Origin of the sequence: Thioalbus denitrificans (genome assembly GCF_003337735.1) — a bacterium.
Classification (GTDB): Bacteria; Pseudomonadota; Gammaproteobacteria; order DSM-26407; family DSM-26407; genus Thioalbus; species Thioalbus denitrificans.
In genome coordinates, this window is the sequence record NZ_QPJY01000003.1 from 71941 (window position 1) to 90611 (window position 18671).

The 18671-nt window shown below is 70.8% G+C and carries 15 protein-coding genes; 12 read left to right on the top strand and 3 right to left on the bottom strand.

The window, feature by feature from the left end:
* Positions 1–49: 49 nt before the first annotated feature.
* From gatA to tssH, 12 genes are all read left to right on the top strand, one after another.
* Positions 50–1504 (top strand): Asp-tRNA(Asn)/Glu-tRNA(Gln) amidotransferase subunit GatA, encoded by a 1455-nt coding sequence (gene gatA / locus DFQ59_RS08620; protein WP_114279296.1) that lies wholly within the window; start codon positions 50–52, stop codon positions 1502–1504.
* Positions 1505–1695: 191 nt separating this feature from the next.
* On the top strand, positions 1696–3135 hold the full coding sequence (gene gatB, locus DFQ59_RS08625; RefSeq protein ID WP_114279297.1) for an Asp-tRNA(Asn)/Glu-tRNA(Gln) amidotransferase subunit GatB: 1440 nt from the start codon (positions 1696–1698) through the stop codon (positions 3133–3135).
* Between the two features lie 154 nt (positions 3136–3289).
* The gene (locus tag DFQ59_RS08630; RefSeq protein WP_147275202.1) at positions 3290–4117 is read left to right on the top strand and encodes a hypothetical protein; all 828 of its coding nucleotides are present in this window, start codon (positions 3290–3292) and stop codon (positions 4115–4117) included.
* A 252-nt stretch (positions 4118–4369) separates the two neighbouring features.
* Positions 4370–5410, top strand: coding sequence for a type VI secretion system protein TssA (gene tssA / locus DFQ59_RS08635; protein WP_114279543.1), 1041 nt, complete (start codon positions 4370–4372; stop codon positions 5408–5410).
* A gap of 90 nt (positions 5411–5500) precedes the next feature.
* Complete coding sequence (gene tssB, locus DFQ59_RS08640; RefSeq protein WP_114279299.1) at positions 5501–6034, top strand: type VI secretion system contractile sheath small subunit; 534 nt, start codon at positions 5501–5503, stop codon at positions 6032–6034.
* A gap of 4 nt (positions 6035–6038) precedes the next feature.
* Entirely contained in the window at positions 6039–7535 is a 1497-nt protein-coding gene (gene tssC, locus DFQ59_RS08645) for a type VI secretion system contractile sheath large subunit (protein ID WP_114279300.1), read from the top strand.
* Between the two features lie 100 nt (positions 7536–7635).
* Positions 7636–8121, top strand: a complete 486-nt coding sequence (locus tag DFQ59_RS08650; protein WP_114279301.1) for an Hcp family type VI secretion system effector — start codon at positions 7636–7638, stop codon at positions 8119–8121.
* Positions 8122–8212: 91 nt separating this feature from the next.
* On the top strand, positions 8213–9043 hold the full coding sequence (locus DFQ59_RS08655; protein ID WP_114279302.1) for a type VI secretion system accessory protein TagJ: 831 nt from the start codon (positions 8213–8215) through the stop codon (positions 9041–9043).
* Positions 9036–9545: a type VI secretion system baseplate subunit TssE gene (tssE, locus tag DFQ59_RS08660; protein ID WP_114279303.1), complete on the top strand. Its 510-nt coding sequence runs from the start codon at positions 9036–9038 to the stop codon at positions 9543–9545. Before DFQ59_RS08655 ends, tssE begins: the two co-directional genes overlap by 8 nt.
* A complete protein-coding gene (tssF, locus tag DFQ59_RS08665) occupies positions 9545–11422 on the top strand; it encodes a type VI secretion system baseplate subunit TssF (RefSeq protein ID WP_114279304.1) in 1878 nt (625 codons plus the stop codon). Before tssE ends, tssF begins: the two co-directional genes overlap by 1 nt.
* Positions 11386–12417, top strand: a complete 1032-nt coding sequence (gene tssG, locus DFQ59_RS08670; protein ID WP_114279305.1) for a type VI secretion system baseplate subunit TssG — start codon at positions 11386–11388, stop codon at positions 12415–12417. The genes tssF and tssG overlap by 37 nt, the downstream gene beginning before the upstream one ends.
* A gap of 32 nt (positions 12418–12449) precedes the next feature.
* The gene (tssH, locus tag DFQ59_RS08675; RefSeq protein WP_114279306.1) at positions 12450–15197 is read left to right on the top strand and encodes a type VI secretion system ATPase TssH; all 2748 of its coding nucleotides are present in this window, start codon (positions 12450–12452) and stop codon (positions 15195–15197) included.
* Positions 15198–15379: 182 nt separating this feature from the next.
* Here the strand turns inward: tssH and DFQ59_RS08685 are convergent, their stop codons facing one another.
* The 3 genes from DFQ59_RS08685 to DFQ59_RS08695 are packed head-to-tail and all read right to left on the bottom strand — an operon-like array spanning position 15380 to position 18296.
* Complete coding sequence (locus DFQ59_RS08685; RefSeq protein ID WP_114279307.1) at positions 15380–16012, bottom strand: CHAP domain-containing protein; 633 nt, start codon at positions 16010–16012, stop codon at positions 15380–15382.
* 14 nt (positions 16013–16026) lie between these two features.
* On the bottom strand, positions 16027–16767 hold the full coding sequence (locus tag DFQ59_RS08690) for a YkgJ family cysteine cluster protein (RefSeq protein ID WP_170142096.1): 741 nt from the start codon (positions 16765–16767) through the stop codon (positions 16027–16029).
* Positions 16768–16772: 5 nt separating this feature from the next.
* Entirely contained in the window at positions 16773–18296 is a 1524-nt protein-coding gene (locus tag DFQ59_RS08695; RefSeq protein ID WP_114279309.1) for a type VI secretion system contractile sheath domain-containing protein, read from the bottom strand.
* Positions 18297–18671: the final 375 nt, after the last annotated feature.

Sequence of the window (18671 nt, forward strand, 5' to 3'; positions counted from 1 at the left end):
GCGCGCTTGGCGCCTTGGTGTCGAATCCTGTCAGGCAAGAGAAGAAGACATGCATCTGAAGACCATCGCCGAGCTCTCCCGCGGGCTGGCCGCCGGGGAGTTCTCCAGCGTGGAGCTGACCCGGGGCTTCCTGGAGCGCATCGAGCGCCTCGACGGCCAGCTCAACAGCTTCATCACCGTGACCGCCGAGTCCGCCCTGGCGGCGGCCGCGGACGCCGACGCCCGCCGCGCCGCCGGCGAGGCGGGTCCGCTCACCGGCATCCCCATCGCCCACAAGGACATCTTCTGCACCGAGGGGGTGCGCACCTCCTGCGGCTCGCGGATGCTGGACAATTTCGTCGCCCCCTACAACGCCACGGTGGTGGAGCGCATGGCCGCGGCCGGCTGCGTGATGCTCGGCAAGACCAACATGGACGAGTTCGCCATGGGCTCCTCCAACGAGACCAGCTACTACGGTCCGGTGCGCAACCCCTGGGACACCGACCGGGTGCCCGGCGGCTCCTCGGGCGGCTCCGCCGCGGCGGTGGCCGCGCGCCTGGCCCCCGGCGCCACCGGCACCGACACCGGCGGCTCCATCCGCCAGCCCGCCGCGCTGACCGGCCTCACCGGCCTGAAGCCCACCTACGGCCGGGTCTCCCGCTGGGGCATGATCGCCTTCGCCTCCAGCCTCGACCAGGGCGGCCCCATCGCCGCCAGCGCCGAGGACGCCGCGCTGCTGCTCAACGCCATGGCCGGCTTCGACCCCCGCGACTCCACCTCCATCGACCGGGCGGTGCCCGACTACACCGCCCACCTGGGGGAGTCCCTGGAGGGGCTGCGCATCGGCCTGCCGAAGGAGTACTTCGGCGCGGGGCTCGACCCCGAGGTGGCCGCGGCGGTGCACGCGGCGGTGCGCGAGTTCGAGGCCCTCGGCGCCAGCGTGCGCGAGGTGAGCCTGCCCAACTCGCACCTGGCGGTGCCCGCCTACTACGTGGTGGCGCCGGCGGAGTGCTCCTCCAACCTGTCCCGCTTCGACGGCGTGCGCTACGGCTACCGCTGCGAGGCGCCGCGGGACCTGGAGGACCTCTACAAGCGCTCCCGCGGCGAGGGCTTCGGCGCCGAGGTGAAGCGCCGCATCATGATCGGCACCTACGCCCTCTCGGCCGGCTACTACGACGCCTACTATCTCAAGGCCCAGCAGGTGCGCCGCCTCATCAGCGACGACTTCCGCCGCGCCTTCGGGGAGGTGGACGTGCTGCTGGGTCCCACGGCCCCCACCCCGGCCTTCCGCCTGGGCGAGAAGACCGACGACCCGGTGACGATGTACCTCTCGGACATCTACACCATCGCCGTGAACCTCGCCGGCCTGCCCGGGCTCTCCCTCCCGGCCGGCTTCGCCGCCGGCCTGCCCGTGGGCCTGCAGATGATCGGCGACTACTGGAGCGAGGCGCGCCTGCTCAACGCCGCCCACCGCTACCAGCAGGCCACCGACTGGCACCGGCGGGCGCCCGCGGCGTTCAGGTGAGAACCTCTTGAATAGACAGGATTTACAGGATTGACAGGATTTGCATGTTTCGGCGGAACGGACGGGTCACGTGACTGGTGGGTCTCGGATGGTGCGTCCCGCACCCATAAAACCAGTGCAGACAATATCAATCCTGTAGATCCTGTAAATCCTGTCTATTAACAAATACCAGCCAAAAGGGTCGCAAGACGATGGAATGGGAAGCGGTCATCGGGCTCGAGATTCACGCCCAGCTCTCCACGCGGAGCAAGATCTTCTCCGGCAGCAGCACCGCCTTCGGCGCGGCGCCCAACACCCAGGCCAACGCGGTGGATCTCGGCCTGCCCGGGGTGCTGCCGGTGCTCAACGCCGAGGCCGTGCGCATGGCGGCGAAGTTCGGGCTGGCCATCGGCGCGGAGGTGGCGCGGCGCTCGGTCTTCGCGCGCAAGAACTACTTCTACCCGGATCTCCCCAAGGGCTACCAGATCAGCCAGTACGAGCTGCCCATCGTGGCCCGCGGCGAGTTGGAGATCGAGCTCGAGGACGGGACCGCCAAGACCGTCGGCGTCACCCGCGCCCACCTGGAGGAGGACGCCGGCAAGTCCCTGCACGAGGACTTCCACGGCCTCACCGGCATCGATCTCAACCGCGCCGGCACGCCGCTGCTGGAGATCGTCTCCGAACCCGACCTGCGCTCGGCGAAGGAGGCGGTGGCCTACATGAAGAAGCTCCACTCGCTGGTGCGCTACCTCGGCATCTGCGACGGCAACATGCAGGAGGGCTCCTTCCGCTGCGACGCCAACGTCTCCGTACGCCCGAAGGGCCAGCACAAGTTCGGCACCCGGGCCGAGATCAAGAACCTCAACTCCTTCCGCTTCGTCGAGCGCGCCATCAACTTCGAGATCGAGCGCCAGATCGACATCATCGAGAGCGGCGGCGCGGTGGTGCAGGAGACCCGCCTCTATGACGCGGCCCGGGACGAGACCCGCCCCATGCGCACCAAGGAGGAGGCCAACGACTACCGCTACTTCCCCGACCCGGACCTGCTCCCGGTGGCGCTCGACGAGGCGTTCATCGAGGCGGTGCGCCTGACCCTGCCGGAGCTTCCCGACGAGAAGAAGCACCGCTTCATGACCCACTACGGCCTGCCCGCCTACGATGCCGGCGTGCTCACCGCCTCCCGGGAGCTGGCCGACTACTACGAAACCGTGGTGAAGGCCGCCGGCGGCCACCCCAAGCTGGCGGCCAACTGGGTGATGGGCGATCTCGCCGCCGCGCTGAACAAGGAGGGCCTGGAGATCGACGCCGGCCCGGTGGGCGCGGAGCAGCTCGGCGGGCTCATCGTGCGCATCACCGACAACACCATCTCCGGCAAGATGGCCAAGACCGTCTTCGAGGCCATGTGGAACGGCGAGGGCGATGTCGACGCGATCATCGAAAAGAAGGGCCTCAAGCAGATCACCGACACCAGCGCCATCGAGCAGGCCATCCAGGCGGTGCTGGACGCCAACCCGGGCCAGGTGGCCGACTACCGCGGCGGCAAGGACAAGCTGTTCGGCTTCTTCGTGGGCCAGGTGATGAAGGCCACCCGCGGCCAGGCCAACCCGGCCCAGGTGAACGAGGTCCTCAAGAAGCTGCTCGACCAGGCCTGAGCACCCCTGTCACGACAACGACCTGTCCGGAGTCCAGCCCTGCCCGCGCTTTACCTTCACGGCGCATCGGGACTAATCTTCAAGCACAGACACGCCACGGACGAACCCACGGCTGCGGCGTGCCCAGAACCGGGATCTCGGAGCACATACGACCATGAAGCCAGCCATTCCGACCTTTGGAGGAGTCCTCGCCGGACTCGCCCTGACCCTTGCCGCCGGCACCGCCGCGGCCGAGGAGGGAATGTTCACCCCCGGCGTCACCAACGCCGCGGTCGACATGATGGGGGGCCAGACCCAGTCCGACGGCGCCCAGGTCCTGGGCGGGAACATCGACTGGCTGTTCGACGAGAACTGGGGGCTGCAGTTCGACCTGGCCGGCGGCCGGGCGAACACCGACGGCATCCAGGAGGGTAGCGGTTCCGTGCTCGGCTTCGGCGGGCACCTGTTCTGGAGCAACCCGAATCGCGGCCTGCTGGACTTCAACGCCGCCCATGTCAGCTGGGGCGACATCGACATGGCCCGGGCCGGCTTCATCGGCAAGTGGTACAGCGGCCCCTTCACCCTGACCGGCCGCCTGGAGTACCAGGACGCCGACCGGCTCGGGAGCGGCCTCAATTCCGGCCTGGATCTCCGCTGGTACCCCCTGCCCCTGTTCATGTTCAAGGCCGGCGCCCAGGAGGCGGACGGCGAGGGACAGCTGAACCTGGGTTTCGAGTACCTGCCGGGCTTCGTGCCGCTGCCCGGGCTGACCCTGGTGGGCGACGCGGCCCGGGGCGAGGACGGCTATGACCAGTACTTCCTCGGCGTGCGCTACTACTTCGGCGGCGGCAAATCGCTGCAGGATCGCCACCGCCGTGACACCCCCCTGGACAACGACTGGCTGCTGCGCGATCTGCAGACGCTCGACAAGGCGCGCCGGACCTGCCCCTACCCGGTGGACAGCGATGACTGGTATCAGTACTGCATCGATGGCGAGGGCTAGCGGATCGCGGCCGAGGCCCCGCGATGCACACGGCCCCGCAGGCGACGTTTGCGCACCCCGGATCCGTGTGTTATAGACCTTAGGAACGAGGTCCATAGAACCATGCCTCCTTCCGCTGCCGGGAGGAGCGAACTGCGGCGGCTGACGTGGGTCCCCCGACCTGGTCGCCGCCGCCGGTGCCTGTAAGACGGGCCTGGTAGCCGGTCAGGATGGTATGCAGGACACTGAGCGGCTACAAGGATGGAGGCCAGCGTGATAGACGTCGGTGAACTGCTCCGGGAAATTTCCGCGGACTCCCCCTGCGGCGACGACCTCGAGTACGACGCCCAGTACGGCGAGCTCGAGCGTGCGGCCGAGGGCAAGCCGGAACGGCAGATAGGGGATGTCATCCAGCCCGCCGAACCGCCCGACTGGAAGGCGGTGAGCGGCCTCGCCCTGGAGCTGCTGCATCGCACCAAGGACCTGCGCGTGGTCATGCCGCTGTGCCTGGCCCTGACCCATACCGAGGGCTTCCCCGGCCTCCACCAGGGGCTGGCGCTCACCCGCGGCCTGCTGGAGAAGTTCTGGGACCAGGTCCATCCCCAGCTCGACCCCGACGACAACAACGATCCCACCTTCCGGCTCAACACCCTGGCGGCCCTGACCGCACCGGAGCTGATGATCGGCGCGGCCCGCGAGGCACCGCTGGTCAGCTCGCGGGCGATGGGGCGCTTCGACCTGCGTGACTGGGAGATCGCCCACGGCCGCCTGACACCCCCCGCGGACATGCAGGAACCCCCCACCGAGGCGGTCATCGACGCGGCCTTCACCGAGGTCCCGGTGGAGGATATCGGCGCCACCCTGGAGGCCATCAACGGCGCCCTGGGCGAGCTCGGCGCCATCGGCAGCCGGCTCGACGAGCAGGTCGGGGCGGGAGTGGCCCCGGACCTGAATCCGCTCAAGGCGCTGCTGCAGGAGGCCGGGCAGGTGGTGGGCGGTCAACTGGCGCGCCGCGGCGGCGGCAGCCCCGCGCTGGAGGAGACTGCGGCCATGACAGACAACCCATCGCCCGCACCCGCGGCGGCTGCCGGCGGCACGGGCGTGCCCGCCGCTCTCAACTCCCGCGAGGACGTGGTGCGGGCGCTCGATGCCATCTGCGACTACTACAGGCGGCACGAACCCTCCAGCCCCATTCCCCTGCTGATGCAGCGGGCGAAGCGGCTGGCGACCATGGATTTCATGGCAATCATTCGGGACCTGGCACCCGGCGCGGTGCAGCAGGTCGAGGAAATCCGGGGACCGGAAGGGGGTTGACCGCTTCCGGCCGGCCCGGGAACCCATGCCCGGTAAGCGGGGCCGGCACGCCGGCTATCGCGTGGGCCCCGTGAGCAGAGGAGGTATCTCGTGGCTAAATCCAGCAGCCAGAAGTTCATAGCCCGCAACCGGGCCCCCCGCGTCCAGATCGAGTACGACGTGGAGCTCTACGGTGCGGAGAAGAAGATCCAGCTGCCCTTCGTCATGGGCGTGATGGCCGACCTCTCGGGCAAGCCCGAGGAGTCGCTGCCCGCCGTGGCCGATCGCAAGTACCTGGAGATAGACGTGGACAACTTCGACGACCGGCTCAAGTCGATGAAGCCCCGCGTCGCCTTCCAGGTGCCCAACACCCTGACCGGCGAGGGCAACCTGAACGTGGACCTGACCTTCGAGAGCATGGAGGACTTCTCCCCCGCCGCCGTGGCGCGGAAGGTGGACGCCCTGAACAAGCTCCTCCAGGCCCGCACCCAGCTCTCCAACCTGCTCACCTACATGGACGGCAAGAGCGGGGCCGAGGACCTGATCGCGAAGGTGCTCAACGACCCCACCCTGCTCTCCGCCCTGGCCGCCGCGCCCAAGCCCGCCGGAGAGGCGGAAGCCCCGTCCGCACCCGCCGAGGAGTAACGCCATGGCCGAGACCCAGCAAGACACCCAAAAGCAGGCCGAAGCCACCACGCTCGAAGCCGGCGAATTCACCGCCCTGCTGCAGAAGGAGTTCAAGCCCAAGTCCGACCGCGCCAAGGAAGCGGTGGAGGAAGCCGTCCACACCCTGGCCGCGCAGGCCCTGGGCCAGACCACGCTCATCTCCGAGGACGCCGTCCGCTCCATCGAGGCCATCATCGCCGAGATCGATCGCAAGCTCACCGAGCAGGTGAACCTGGTCCTCCACCACCCCGACTTCCAGCAGCTCGAGGGAAGCTGGCGCGGCCTGCACTACCTGGTGAACAACACCGAAACCGACGAGATGCTCAAGATCCGCGTCCTGAACATCTCCAAGAAGGATCTCGGGAAGACCCTGAAGAAGTTCAAGGGCACCGCCTGGGACCAGAGCCCCATCTTCAAGAAGCTCTACGAGGAGGAGTACGGCCAGTTCGGCGGCGAGCCCTACGGCTGCCTGGTGGGCGACTACTACTTCGACCACAGCCCGCCGGACGTGGAGCTGCTCGGCGAGATCGCCCAGGTGGCGGCGGCCGCCCACTCGCCGTTCATCAGCGCCGCCGCGCCCGCCCTGATGCAGATGGAGACCTGGCAGGAGCTCTCCAATCCGCGCGACCTCACCAAGATCTTCCAGACCCCGGAGTACGCGGCCTGGCGCTCCCTGCGCGAAGCGGAGGATTCCCGCTACATCGGCCTGGCCATGCCGCGTTTCCTCTCGCGCCTGCCCTACGGGGCCCGCACCAACCCGGTGGAGGAGTTCGACTTCGAGGAGGACACCGTCGGCGCCGCCCACGACAAGTACACCTGGTCCAACGCCGCCTACGCCATGGCCACCAACATCAACCGCGCCTTCAAGCTCTACGGCTGGTGCTCGCGCATCCGCGGCGTGGAGTCCGGCGGCGCGGTGGAGGGGCTGCCCACCCACACCTTCCCCACCGACGACGGCGGTGTGGACATGAAGTGCCCCACCGAGATCGCCATCTCCGACCGGCGCGAGGCGGAGCTGGCCAAGAACGGCCTGATGCCGCTGATCCACAAGAAGAACTCCGACTTCGCCGCCTTCATCGGCGCCCAGTCGCTGCAGAAGCCGGCCGAGTACGACGATCCGGACGCCACCGCCAACGCCAACCTGGCCGCGCGGCTGCCCTACCTGTTCGCCAGCTGCCGCTTCGCCCACTACCTGAAGTGCATCGTGCGCGACAAGGTCGGCTCCTTCAAGGAGCGCACGGACATGGAGAAGTGGCTGAACAAGTGGATCATGAAGTACGTGGAGCCCAACCCGAGCACCGCCTCGGAGGAGGACAAGGCCCGCAAGCCGCTGGCGGCGGCCCAGGTGGTGGTGGAGGAGGTGGAAGGCAACCCCGGCTACTACACCTCCAAGTTCTTCCTGCGCCCCCACTACCAGCTGGAAGGCCTGACCGTCTCCCTGCGGCTGGTTACCCGCCTGCCCTCCGAGAAACAGGGCTGAACAGGAAGCAGATGGCTGAGCGGCGGGCCGGAACGCGGCCCGCCCCAACGGACGAGAATCCGGCCACCCCGAACCGGCCGGTCACAAAAGGAGAAGACCCATGGCATTCGATGCTTTTCTGAAGATCGAGGGAGTCGACGGCGAGAGTTCGGATGATGCCCACGACAAGTGGATCGAGGTGCTGAGCTACAGCCACGGCGTCAGCCAGCCGGCTTCCAGCGCCAGCGCCACCGGCGGGCGCACGGGCGGCCGGGCCGACTTCCAGGACTTCAACATCGTCAAGACGGTGGATGCGGCCACGCCCGAGCTCAACATCAAGTGCGCCAAGGGCGAACACATCCCCAAGGTGGAGATGGAGCTGTGCCTCGCCTCGGGCGACAAGCACACCTTCATGAAGTACACCCTGGAGGACGTGATCGTCAGCGCCGTCATGCCGGGCGGTTCCGCCGGCGGCGACAAGCCGATGGAGAACGTCAGCTTCGCCTACGGCAAGATCAAGTGGGAGTACACCCCCATCGATCAGACCGGTTCCCCGGGCGCCACGACCGACCGCACCTGGAACCTGGAGACCAACCGGCAGGATTGAACCGGCCGCGCCGCAGCGCCGTCCGTTCACTGCCGTTCCGTCCATCGGCCGCCGGACCCGGACACCGGGCCCGGCGGGGGGGAGTATTGCCATGAGCGCCGAACAGAGCCTGCGCGAGGGCGACCTGGACCAGGCCCTGGCCCAGCTGCAGGAGCAGGTCCGCAGGGAGCCCGCCAACGCCAGGCACCGCATCTTCCTGTTCCAGCTGCTGGCGGTCCTGGGCCAGTGGGACCGGGCGCTGAACCAGCTCAACGTGGTGGGCGAGTTGGACGCCGAGGCGCTGCCCATGGTGCAGACCTACCGCACCGGGCTGGAGTGCGAGGTCCTGCGCGGGGAGATTTTCGCCGGCCGGCGCTCGCCGGTGGTGTTCGGCGAACCGGCGCAGTGGGTCGCCCTGCTGGTGCAGTCGCTGGGCGCGGTGGCCGCGGGGCGCTACGATCAGGCCCTGGGGCTGCGCGAGGAGGCCTTCGACGCCGCGCCCGCCACCCGCGGCTCCATCGACGGCACCCCGTTCGAGTGGATCGCCGACGGCGACACCCGCCTGGGCCCGGTCCTGGAGGCGGTCGTCTCCGGGCGCTACTACTGGATACCCTTCCAGCGCATCCGCGCTATCGCCTTCGACCCGCCCACCGATCTGCGCGACCTGGTCTGGCTGCCCGCCCACTTCACCTGGAGCAACGGCGGCGAGACGGTGGGCCTCGTGCCCGCCCGCTACCCCGGATCGGAGGCGAGCGAGGATCCGGCCATCCGCCTCGCCCGCAAGACCACCTGGGCCGAGCCCTCGCCCGAGCTGCTGATCGGCAGCGGCCAGCGCATGCTGGCGACCGATGCCGGCGAGTACCCCCTGCTGGAAGTGCGCAGCATCACCCTGGAGACCGGCGCGGAGGAGGCCGCCGCGCCCGCCGGGGTCGCCGATGGCTGAATCGCGCGCCCAGGAGCGCCTGCTGCCCTCGCTGCTCGATCGGCTCATCGACGAGGCGCCGAAACACAAGCAGGAGAGCCGTGACCAGGCGCACATGAGCCTGCGGCGCCTGCGCGAGGCGGTGGTGCGCGACCTGACCTGGCTGTTCAACGCCACCAACCTGGCCGAGGACCTCGACGACTTTCCCGAGGTGCGGCGCTCGGTGCTCAACTACGGCATGCCCCACTTCACCGGCTTCACCGCCTCCGGGATGGAGCTGCCGGCGCTGGAGCGGCTCATCCGCCAGGTCATCTGGGACTTCGAGCCGCGCCTGCTGCGCAACACCGTGGCCGTGCGCGCCCTGATCGGGGAGAGCCGCCTGGACCACAACTCCATCTCCTTCCAGATCACCGGCCAGCTCTGGTCCGAACCGATGCCGGAGAACATCTACCTCAAGACGGAGGTGGATCTCGAGAGCGGGGACGTGACCGTTTCCGAGTATGCCGGCGGGAGAGACGACTGATGGATCCCCGCCTGCTCAAGTACTACAACCAGGAGCTGCAGTACATCCGCGACATGGGGGGCGAATTCGCCCGCGAGTACCCGAAGATCGCCGCCCGCCTGAGCCTGGACGGCTTCGAGTGCACCGATCCCTACGTGGAGCGGCTGCTGGAGGGGTTCGCCTTCCTGGCCGCCCGCGTGCAGCTCAAGCTCGACGCGGAGTTTCCCCACTTCACCCAGCACCTGCTGGAGATGGTCTATCCCCACTACCTGGCGCCCACCCCCTCGATGGCGGTGGTCCAGTTCCAGCCCGATCCCGGCGAGGGCTCCCTGGCGGACGGCTTCACCCTCCCGCGCCAGAGCGTGCTGCGCAGCGTGCTCGGCCGCAACGAGCAGACACCCTGCGAGTACCGCACCGCCCAGGAGGTCACCCTGTGGCCGCTGGAGCTGGCCCGGGCCGAGTACTTCACCGGCACCGGCCCGGTGGCCGGCGGCATCCTGCCGGACCCCCGGCGCATCAAGTCGGGACTGCGCCTGCGCCTGCGCGCCACCGCCGGGCTCACCTTCGACAAGATCGCCCTGGACCGCCTGCCCCTGCACCTGCGCGGCACCGACGAGGTCCCCACCCATCTCCTGGAGCAGATCCTCGCCCACACCACGGCGGTGGCGGTCCAGTCCGCCGCGAGCCCCGCGCCCTGGGGCGAGCTGCTCCCCGCCGGCAGCGTGGGACAGCCGGGATTCGGCGACGCCGAGGCGCTGCTGCCCCACGGCCCCCAGTCGTTCCAGGGCTACCGGCTGCTGGCGGAGTACTTCGCCTTCCCGAGCCGGTTCATGTTCGTGGAGCTGACCGGCCTGGGCGCGGCCCTGCGCCGCTGCACCGAGGCGGAGGCGGATGTCATCCTGCTCTTCGACCGCCCCGATCCCGTGCTCGAGAACCGGGTGGGAACCGACCAGTTCGCCCTGTTCTGCAGCCCCGTCGTCAACCTCTTTCCCAAGCGCTGCGACCGCATCCACCTGGGCGATCACGTGCCGGATCACCACGTGGTCCCCGACCGCACCCGGCCCATGGACTTCGAGATCCACACGGTGACCGGGGTGGAGGGCTACGGCGTCGGGAGCAGCAACCGGCAGGATTTCATGCCCTTCTACGCCCTGGGCGAGCCGAGCCTGGGCAACCGCAGCCGCTCCTACTACACGGTGCGCCGGGTCCCGCGCGCGCTGTCCGAGCAGCAGCACCGCACCGGCACCCGCTCCAGCTACGTGGGCCACGAGCTCTACCTGGCCCTGGTGGACGCCGACGAGGCGCCCTACCGCGGCGACCTGCGCCAGCTGGCGGTGAGCGCGCTGTGCACCAACCGCGACCTGCCGCTGCACCTGCGCATGGGCCTGGGAGCGACCGACTTCACCCTGGAGTCCGGCGCGCCGGTGAAGGCGGTGCGCTGCGTGGCCGGGCCGACCCGGCCCCGGCCCACCACCGCCGAGGGCGAGATGGCCTGGCGCCTCATCAGCCACCTCTCCCTGAACTACCTGTCCCTGGCGGACAGCGACCCGGAACAGGGCGCGGCGGCCCTGCGCGAGCTGCTCGGCCTCTACGGGGACACCCACACCGCCCACATCCACAAGCAGGTGGAGGGCGTGAAGAGCATCGCCGCCGTGCCGGTCGTCCGGCGGCTGCCGGCCACCGGCCCCATCACCTTCGGGCGCGGCCTGGAGGTGACCGTGACCTTCGACGAGGGCGCCTTCGAGGGCGCCAGCGTGTTCCTGCTCGGCGCGGTGCTGGAGCAGTTCTTCGCCAAGTACGTCTCCATCAACACCTTCTCGGAGACGGTAATCCGGACCCTCGATCGGGGAGAGGTGATGCGATGGCCGCCGCGGATCGGACGCCGTCAGCAAATCTAGACTTCACGCGGCTGCTGGAGCAGGAGCCCTGGCGCTTCAGCTTCTACCAGGCCCTGCGCCGGCTGGAGGCGGCCCATGCCGGGCGCCCGCGCATCGGCACCGCGCGGCGCTCCGGCGACGACCTGGTGCGCCTGGGCCAGGAGCCGACCATGGCCTTCCCGCCCGCCACCGTGTCGGGCTTCGAGGCGGGCCGCGGAGGCCGGCCGCCGTGGCTGCGGGTGCAGTTCCTTGGCCTGCTGGGGCCCAACGGCGCCCTGCCCCTGCACCTGACCGAGTTCGCCCGGGACCGCCTGCGCAACCACGACGACCCCACCTTCTCCCGCTTCCTGGACCTGTTCCACAACCGCATGCTGGCGCTGTTCTACCGCGCCTGGGCGGAGGCCCAGCCCACCGTCAGCTACGACCGCCCGGAAACGGACCACTTCGCCCTGTTCATCGGCGCCCTGTTCGGGCTCGGCCAGCCCGCCCTGCGCGGGCGCGACGCCATGCCCGACGGCGCCAAGCTGCACTTCGCCGGGCGGCTCGCCCCCCATGCCCGCAACCCCGAGGGGCTGGCGGCCATCCTGCTCGGCTTCCTGGGCATGCCGGTGGCCATCCGCGAGTTCATCGGCCACTGGCTGACCCTGCCCGCGAACGGCCGCCTGCGCCTCGGCGAGAGCCCGGTCACGGGCACCCTGGGGCGGGGCACGGTGATCGGCGCGCGGGTGTGGGACCGGCAGTCGAAATTCCGCATCATCCTCGGCCCCCTGAGCCTGGCGCAGTACCGGCGCCTGCTGCCCGGCGGCGAAACCCTGCCGCGGCTGGTGGCGGTGGTGCGCAACTACGTGGGCGACGAGCTGCAGTGGGACGCGAACCTGGTGCTGCGCCGGGAGGAGGTGCCGGGCCTCGCCCTCGGCCGGGCCGGACAGCTCGGCTGGACCACCTGGCTGAGCAGCGGCACGCCGGCCCGTGACGCCGACGATCTGCACCTCGAACCCATGGCCTATGCTGAATAAACCGAAACCGTTCAACCCGCAGGAGACCCGGGATGGCTGAAATCAGTCGCGTTGCCCTGTTCGGCAAGCTCAACGAGGTGGGCTACAAGGCCATCGAGAGCGCCACCCTGTTCTGCAAGATGCGGGGCAACCCCTACGTGGAGCTGGTGCACTGGCTGCACCAGATACTGCAGCTGCAGGACTCCGACCTGCACCGCATCATCAAGCACTTCGAGCTGGAGCCCAGCCGCCTGGCCAAGGACTTCACCGCGGCGCTCGACCGCCTGCCGCGCGGCTCCACCTCCATCTCGGATCTCTCCAGCCACCTGGAGGAGGCGGTGGAGCGGGGCTGGGTCTACGGCACCCTGCTGTTCGGCGAGGCCCAGATCCGCACCGGCCACCTGCTGGTGGGGCTGGTCAAGACCGGCGGGCTGCGCCACGAGCTGCTGGCCATCTCCCGGGAATTCGACAAGGTCAAGCTCGACGATCTCACCGATCACTTCCACAACATCGTCGGCGGCTCCCCGGAGGAGCGACTCGCCACCAGCGACGGCAGCCGGCTCGCCGCCGCGGAGGGCGCGGCCGGCGGCGAAGGGGGGCTGGCGCCGGCGGCCATGGGCAAGCAGGAGGCCCTGGCGCGCTTCTCGGTGGACCTCACCGAGCGGGCCCGCAAGGGGGAGATCGACCCCATCGTGGGCCGCGACGAGGAGATCCGCCAGATCGTCGACATCCTCATGCGCCGGCGCCAGAACAACCCCATCATCACCGGCGAGGCGGGGGTGGGCAAGACGGCGGTGGTGGAGGGCTTCGCCCTGCGCATCGCCGCCGGTGACATCCCCCCCTCCCTCACCGACGTCACCCTGCGCACGCTGGACATCGGCCTGATGCAGGCCGGCGCCAGCATGAAGGGCGAGTTCGAGAACCGCCTGCGCCAGGTGATCGAGGAGGTGCAGTCCTCGCCGAAGCCCATCATCCTGTTCATCGACGAGGCCCACACCCTCATCGGCGCCGGCGGCACGGCCGGCACCGGCGACGCGGCCAACCTGCTCAAGCCGGCGCTGGCGCGGGGAACGCTGCGCACCATCGCCGCCACCACCTGGAGCGAGTACAAGAAGTACATCGAGAAGGACCCGGCCCTCACCCGCCGCTTCCAGGTGATCCAGATCGACGAGCCCACCGAGGACAAGGCCATCCTCATGGTGCGCGGCGTGGCCAGCACCCTGGAGAAGCACCACCAGGTGCAGATCCTGGACGAGGGGCTGGAGGCGGCCGTGCGCCTCTCCCACCGCTACATCCCGGCCCGCCAGCTGCCCGACAAGGCGGTCAGCCTGCTCGACACCTCCGCGGCGCGGGTGGCCATCAGCCAGCACGCCGTTCCGGCGGAGGTGGAGGACTGCCGGCGCCGCATCGAGGCGCTGGACACGGAGCTGGAGATCATCGCCCGGGAGCAGGCCGTGGGCATCGACACCGCCGCCCGCGAGGAGGCGGCGCGCAAGAAGCTGGCGGCCGAGCACGAGCGCCTGGCGACCCTGGAGGAGCGCTGGAACGGGGAGAAGGCCCTGGTGGGGAACATCCTCGACCTGCGCGCCCGGCTGCGCGGCGCGGTGGGCAAGGTGGAGGGCGCCGCCAGCGAGCTGGAGCAGGCCGCCGAGGCCGCGGCCGCCGGGACCGGCGCCGGGACCGATCCGGAGGGGGCGGGGCCCGCCGCCGACGGCGCGGCCCTGCTGGAGGAGCTGCGCGGCCTGCAGCACCAGCTCACCGAGCTGCAGGGGGAGAGCCCGCTGATCCTGCCCACCGTGGACGCCCAGGCGGTGGCGAGCGTGGTCTCCGACTGGACCGGCATTCCCATGGGCCGCATGGTGCACAACGAGATCGAGGCGGTGCTGCACCTCGCCGACACCCTCAACCAGCGGGTCATCGGCCAGCGTCACGCCCTGGAGATGGTCGCCCGCCGCATCCAGACCTCCCGCGCCCAGCTGGAGAATCCCAACAAGCCCATCGGCGTGTTCATGCTCTGCGGCCCCTCGGGTGTGGGCAAGACCGAGACCGGCCTGGCGCTGGCCGAGGCCCTCTACGGCGGCGAGCAGAACATCATCACCATCAACATGAGCGAGTACCAGGAGGCCCACACCGTCTCCACCCTGAAGGGGGCGCCCCCCGGCTACGTGGGCTACGGCGAGGGCGGCGTGCTCACCGAGGCGGTGCGGCGCAAGCCCTACAGCGTGATCCTCCTCGACGAGGTGGAGAAGGCCCATCCAGACGTCCACGAGATGTTCTTCCAGATCTTCGACAAGGGCTGGATGGAGGACTCCGAGGGCCGCCGCATCGACTTCCGCAACACCCTCATCCTGCTCACCTCCAACGTCGGCTCGGACCTGATCATGAACCTGTGCCGGGACCCGGAGCTGATGCCCGAGGCCGAGGGCATCGCCCAGTCGCTGCGCGAGCCCCTGCTGAAGGTCTTCCCCGCGGCGCTGCTGGGGCGGCTCATCGTCGTCCCCTACTACCCGCTGAGTGACGAGATGCTGGCCGAGATCACCAAGCTGCAGCTCGGGCGCATCCAGAAGCGGGTGGAGGAGAACCACCGCATCCCCTTCACCTACGACGAGGCGGTGGTCAAGCTGGTGGGCAGCCGCTGCACCGAGGTGGAGAGCGGCGCGCGCATGGTGGACGCCATCCTCACCAACACCGTCCTGCCCGCCATCAGCCAGGAGGTCCTCAACCGCATGCTGGCCGACCAGCCCATCGCCCGGGTGCACGTGGGCGTGGAGGAAGGCAACCTGACCTATGCGTTTGAGTGACGGGTGAATGCGTTAGTGCGTGAGTGCGTGAATGCGTGAATGCGTGGGTGCGTGGGTGCGTGGGTGCGTGGGTGCGTGGGTGCGTGGGTGCGTGGGTGCGTGGGTGCGTGGGTGCGTGGGTGCGTAGGGCGGGATTCATCCCGCCAGGCAGGGCTCATCACCCGCCACCCACCAGCGGCTGGTCAGTCCCGCGGCTGGGGGCGGTAGAAGCGGAAGGTGCCGTTGACGGTGATGGTGATGGCGGTGTTGCCCTCCTGCCGCGTGCCGCTGAGGAAGTAGAGCCGGGTGCGCGTGACCGGGCTCCCGTCCGGGGCGTTCTGCTCCAGCACGGTCACGGTGCCGTCGCCGTGCACCGTCTCCACGATGGCGCTGTGGTGGGGCCGGTCGCCCCCCTCCTCCTCGGTGTCCACGGCGGTGTCGGTGGTGGTCACCCGCGTCACCGTGTAGTCGTAGTCGCGGAACTGCACCAGGTCCCCCGCCTGCAGGCCGGAGAGCGCCACCGAGCTGCCCCACACGTAGTCGGCGTCGGCCGACACCTCGCCGTAGTCGGCGGCGGAGCGGGCCCCGGCGCTGCGCAGCGCGTTGTCCACCAGGGCGAAGCACTGGCCGTCGCCCACCCGCTGGCCGAGGCGCTGGCGGGCGTAGGCGACCACCCGGTCGCCGAGGGACTCGGTGGGACCGTCCTTGCTGTGGCCGCCCTTGGCGCTGGGCACCGGTCCGGGCGGCGGCGTGGACGCGCGGGCGAGGGTGCCGTCATCCAGGTCCACGGAGAGGGCCTCGGGGTTGAGGGTGCCGGGAACGCGGCCTTGTCCCATGTTCGTCGTCTCCTTCACTCTTCAGCCAGTACCGCAAGGAAGCGCCGGAGGTGCTCGGCGGCAGGCCGCCGCGGCGCCTCCGGCCCAACCGGTGCCGGCCGCTCCAGCGCCAGCACCAGGGGCAGCCAGTCCGCCGGCCCCGCGCCGCCCTGCCATTCATCCGCGCTGAGCCGGTAGAGCGCCCGGGAGACCCGCCGCGGCGGCGCGACCATCTCCACCGGGTGACGCTCCGGCTCTGCGCACCAGGCCGGGTCGGAGGTGACCAGGTACTCGCGGCAGGCCGCCGGGCGGCGGGCGTGGATGGAGCACGACTCCGCCTCCAGGAACGGGCAGGCCAGGCCCAGGGCGAAGTATGCCAGCCCCAGGGCCCGGCGGGCCGCGGGGTCGGCCGGGGGCGGCCCCTGCAGCCGCGCCAGCAGGCCGGCGGCCCCGAGCCGCTCCCGGGCCGCGGCGAAGCGCGCCTCCAGCGCCCGCCGCCGGTCCGGCTCCAGCCCCGCCACGTACTCCGCCAGCGCCTCGGCCTCCGCGCCGGCCACCGGCACCAGCTGCCGGCAGCAGGCCCCGCAGCCGGGTCCGCAGCGCAGCGTCCGGCCCCGGGCCGCCACCTCCCGCTCCGCCACGCCCCCCAGGGCATCGCTGATCCCGTACAGCAGCGGCAGGACCTCCGCCAGCCGCACCGGCGTCGCGTCCGCCTCGCCGCTCAGGCGCAGGGTCTCGCCGCCCACCCGCAGCCGGATGTCGAAGGGCTCCGCCACGCCCGTCAGCGCCAGGGACCGGCCAGGGCCCGGACCGGGTCGGCGATGGACTGGAACCGCGCCAGGCGCACGGCGTTGCGATCCCGCCAGCTCACCAGCGGCATGACGCCGCGCACCAGCACCGCCTCCATCACCCGCTCGCCGAAGTAGGCCCCGGCGCAGGGGTAGAGCCGGGGCAGGCCGTCCTGCTCGTGGACGTAGGCGGGCAGATCCCCCAGGTCCAGCACGTCGCCCGGCTCCATCTCCCAGCCCCGCGCCTTGAAGGCGCGGCCGATGAGCAGCGCGCAGGCGAGCGCCGGGCTGCCCCACAGCAGCCGCCCCTCCTCCGGCCCCCCGGGCAGCTCCTCGTAAGCGAGCCCCTCCACCGGATCGGTAGCGGCCCCGTAGGGCAGCCGCAGCAGCAGCCGCGGCCAGGCCAGCCCCAGCCACGGGGCGACGGCGCTGCGGCGCAGCGCCTGCCAGGCTGATTCCGCCTCCGGGGCGAGGGGCTGCGGGGACTCCACCACCGCCGCCGGCGTGGCGCCGCCCAGCAGCGCGCTCCCGGCGGCGGCCAGGAACGGCGCCCCGGCACGGCCGGCCAGCGCGCCGAGCCGTCCCAGCAGCGCCAGCGCCGCCGGATCGGCGCCGAACTCGAACAGCCCCGCCAGCAGCGACCAGGCCCCGCCGTCGGCCGGCTCCACCAGCAGCCGCTCCAGGGCACCGGCCCCGCCCCCCGCCCCTTCCAGCTCCGCCGCCAGCTCGGCCAGGGTGATGTCCAGCACCGCCACCCGCACCTCGCCGCCCCCCTCCAGCCCCGTCACCAGCCCGTGCAGGCCACGCCAGGCGGCCTCCAGGGCCTGGAAGTCGGGGTGGTGGAGCAGCCCGGAGAGTTGCCCCCCCATGGCCGTCTCCACCGCCTCAAGGTAGAGCGCCTGGCCGGGGGCGGGCGCCGGCGCCACGTGGGGCGCCACGAGGTCGTGGATGAAGGCGCTGATGTCCACCGCGGGGGGCGGAGCGGCCGGCCGCGGCCGGGATGGCGTCGCCGGCTGCCGGCCCAGCAGCCGGGCGAGGGTGTCCCCGTCGGCCTCGGCCGCGGGGGCGGCCTCCGGGGCTGGTTCGGGCGCGGCCGCCGGGGCGCCGGCCGCCAACCCGCCGCCCCGGTCCCGGAACTCGGCGGCCGCGGCCTCGAACCGGGCCGGGTCCCGCAGCCGCTCGCGCAACTCCGCCAGGGCCCGGAACGGCGCCAGCTCCCGCACCAGGGACTCCGGGCGGAAGGCCTCCAGGGAGCGGAAGCGCAGGGTCTCCACGGGCCCGCCCGCCGCCAGCGGCAGCCGCAGCTCCGGCGCGAAGCGCTCCTGCACCGACTCCAGGGTGTCCAGGTCCACCGCCACCGCCGGCCGCCCCTCGAGGCCGCCGTGGAGGCCGCGGTTGGCCCGGCCGCTGAAATCCCCCAGCACCAGGATGCGCAGGGAACCGCTGCCGCGGCGGCGCACCGCCGGCTCCGCCTCCGGGCGGGTGAAGCCGACCTCGAACTCGATCCTTCCCGGCATGGACTGCCCTCCCCCGGCCAAGTGACCACGACCGCCGCAACCGCGTTCCACCGGCGGGCGGCACCGCTGCCGCCGGTGTTATCGAGGCGCCACCGCGCCATCGAGCCGACAGCGCCCTGTCATTAAGTTAGCACTCCGGCGCCCATCGGGCCCTACCGCGGCACCACTTGATGCCCGAGGGGGAATATCAACTACAATCGTGGAATCGGCAGCCAGGAGGGCTCCTCATGCCGCTCGGCCAGAGTGACAGGAACGTCGCCATCACCACGCCGCTGGGTGCGGACGTGCTGGTGCTGCGCAGCATGAGCGGCACGGAGCGGCTCGGACGGCTGTTCGAGTACGAGCTGGAGCTGCTCAGCGAGGACCACGACATCG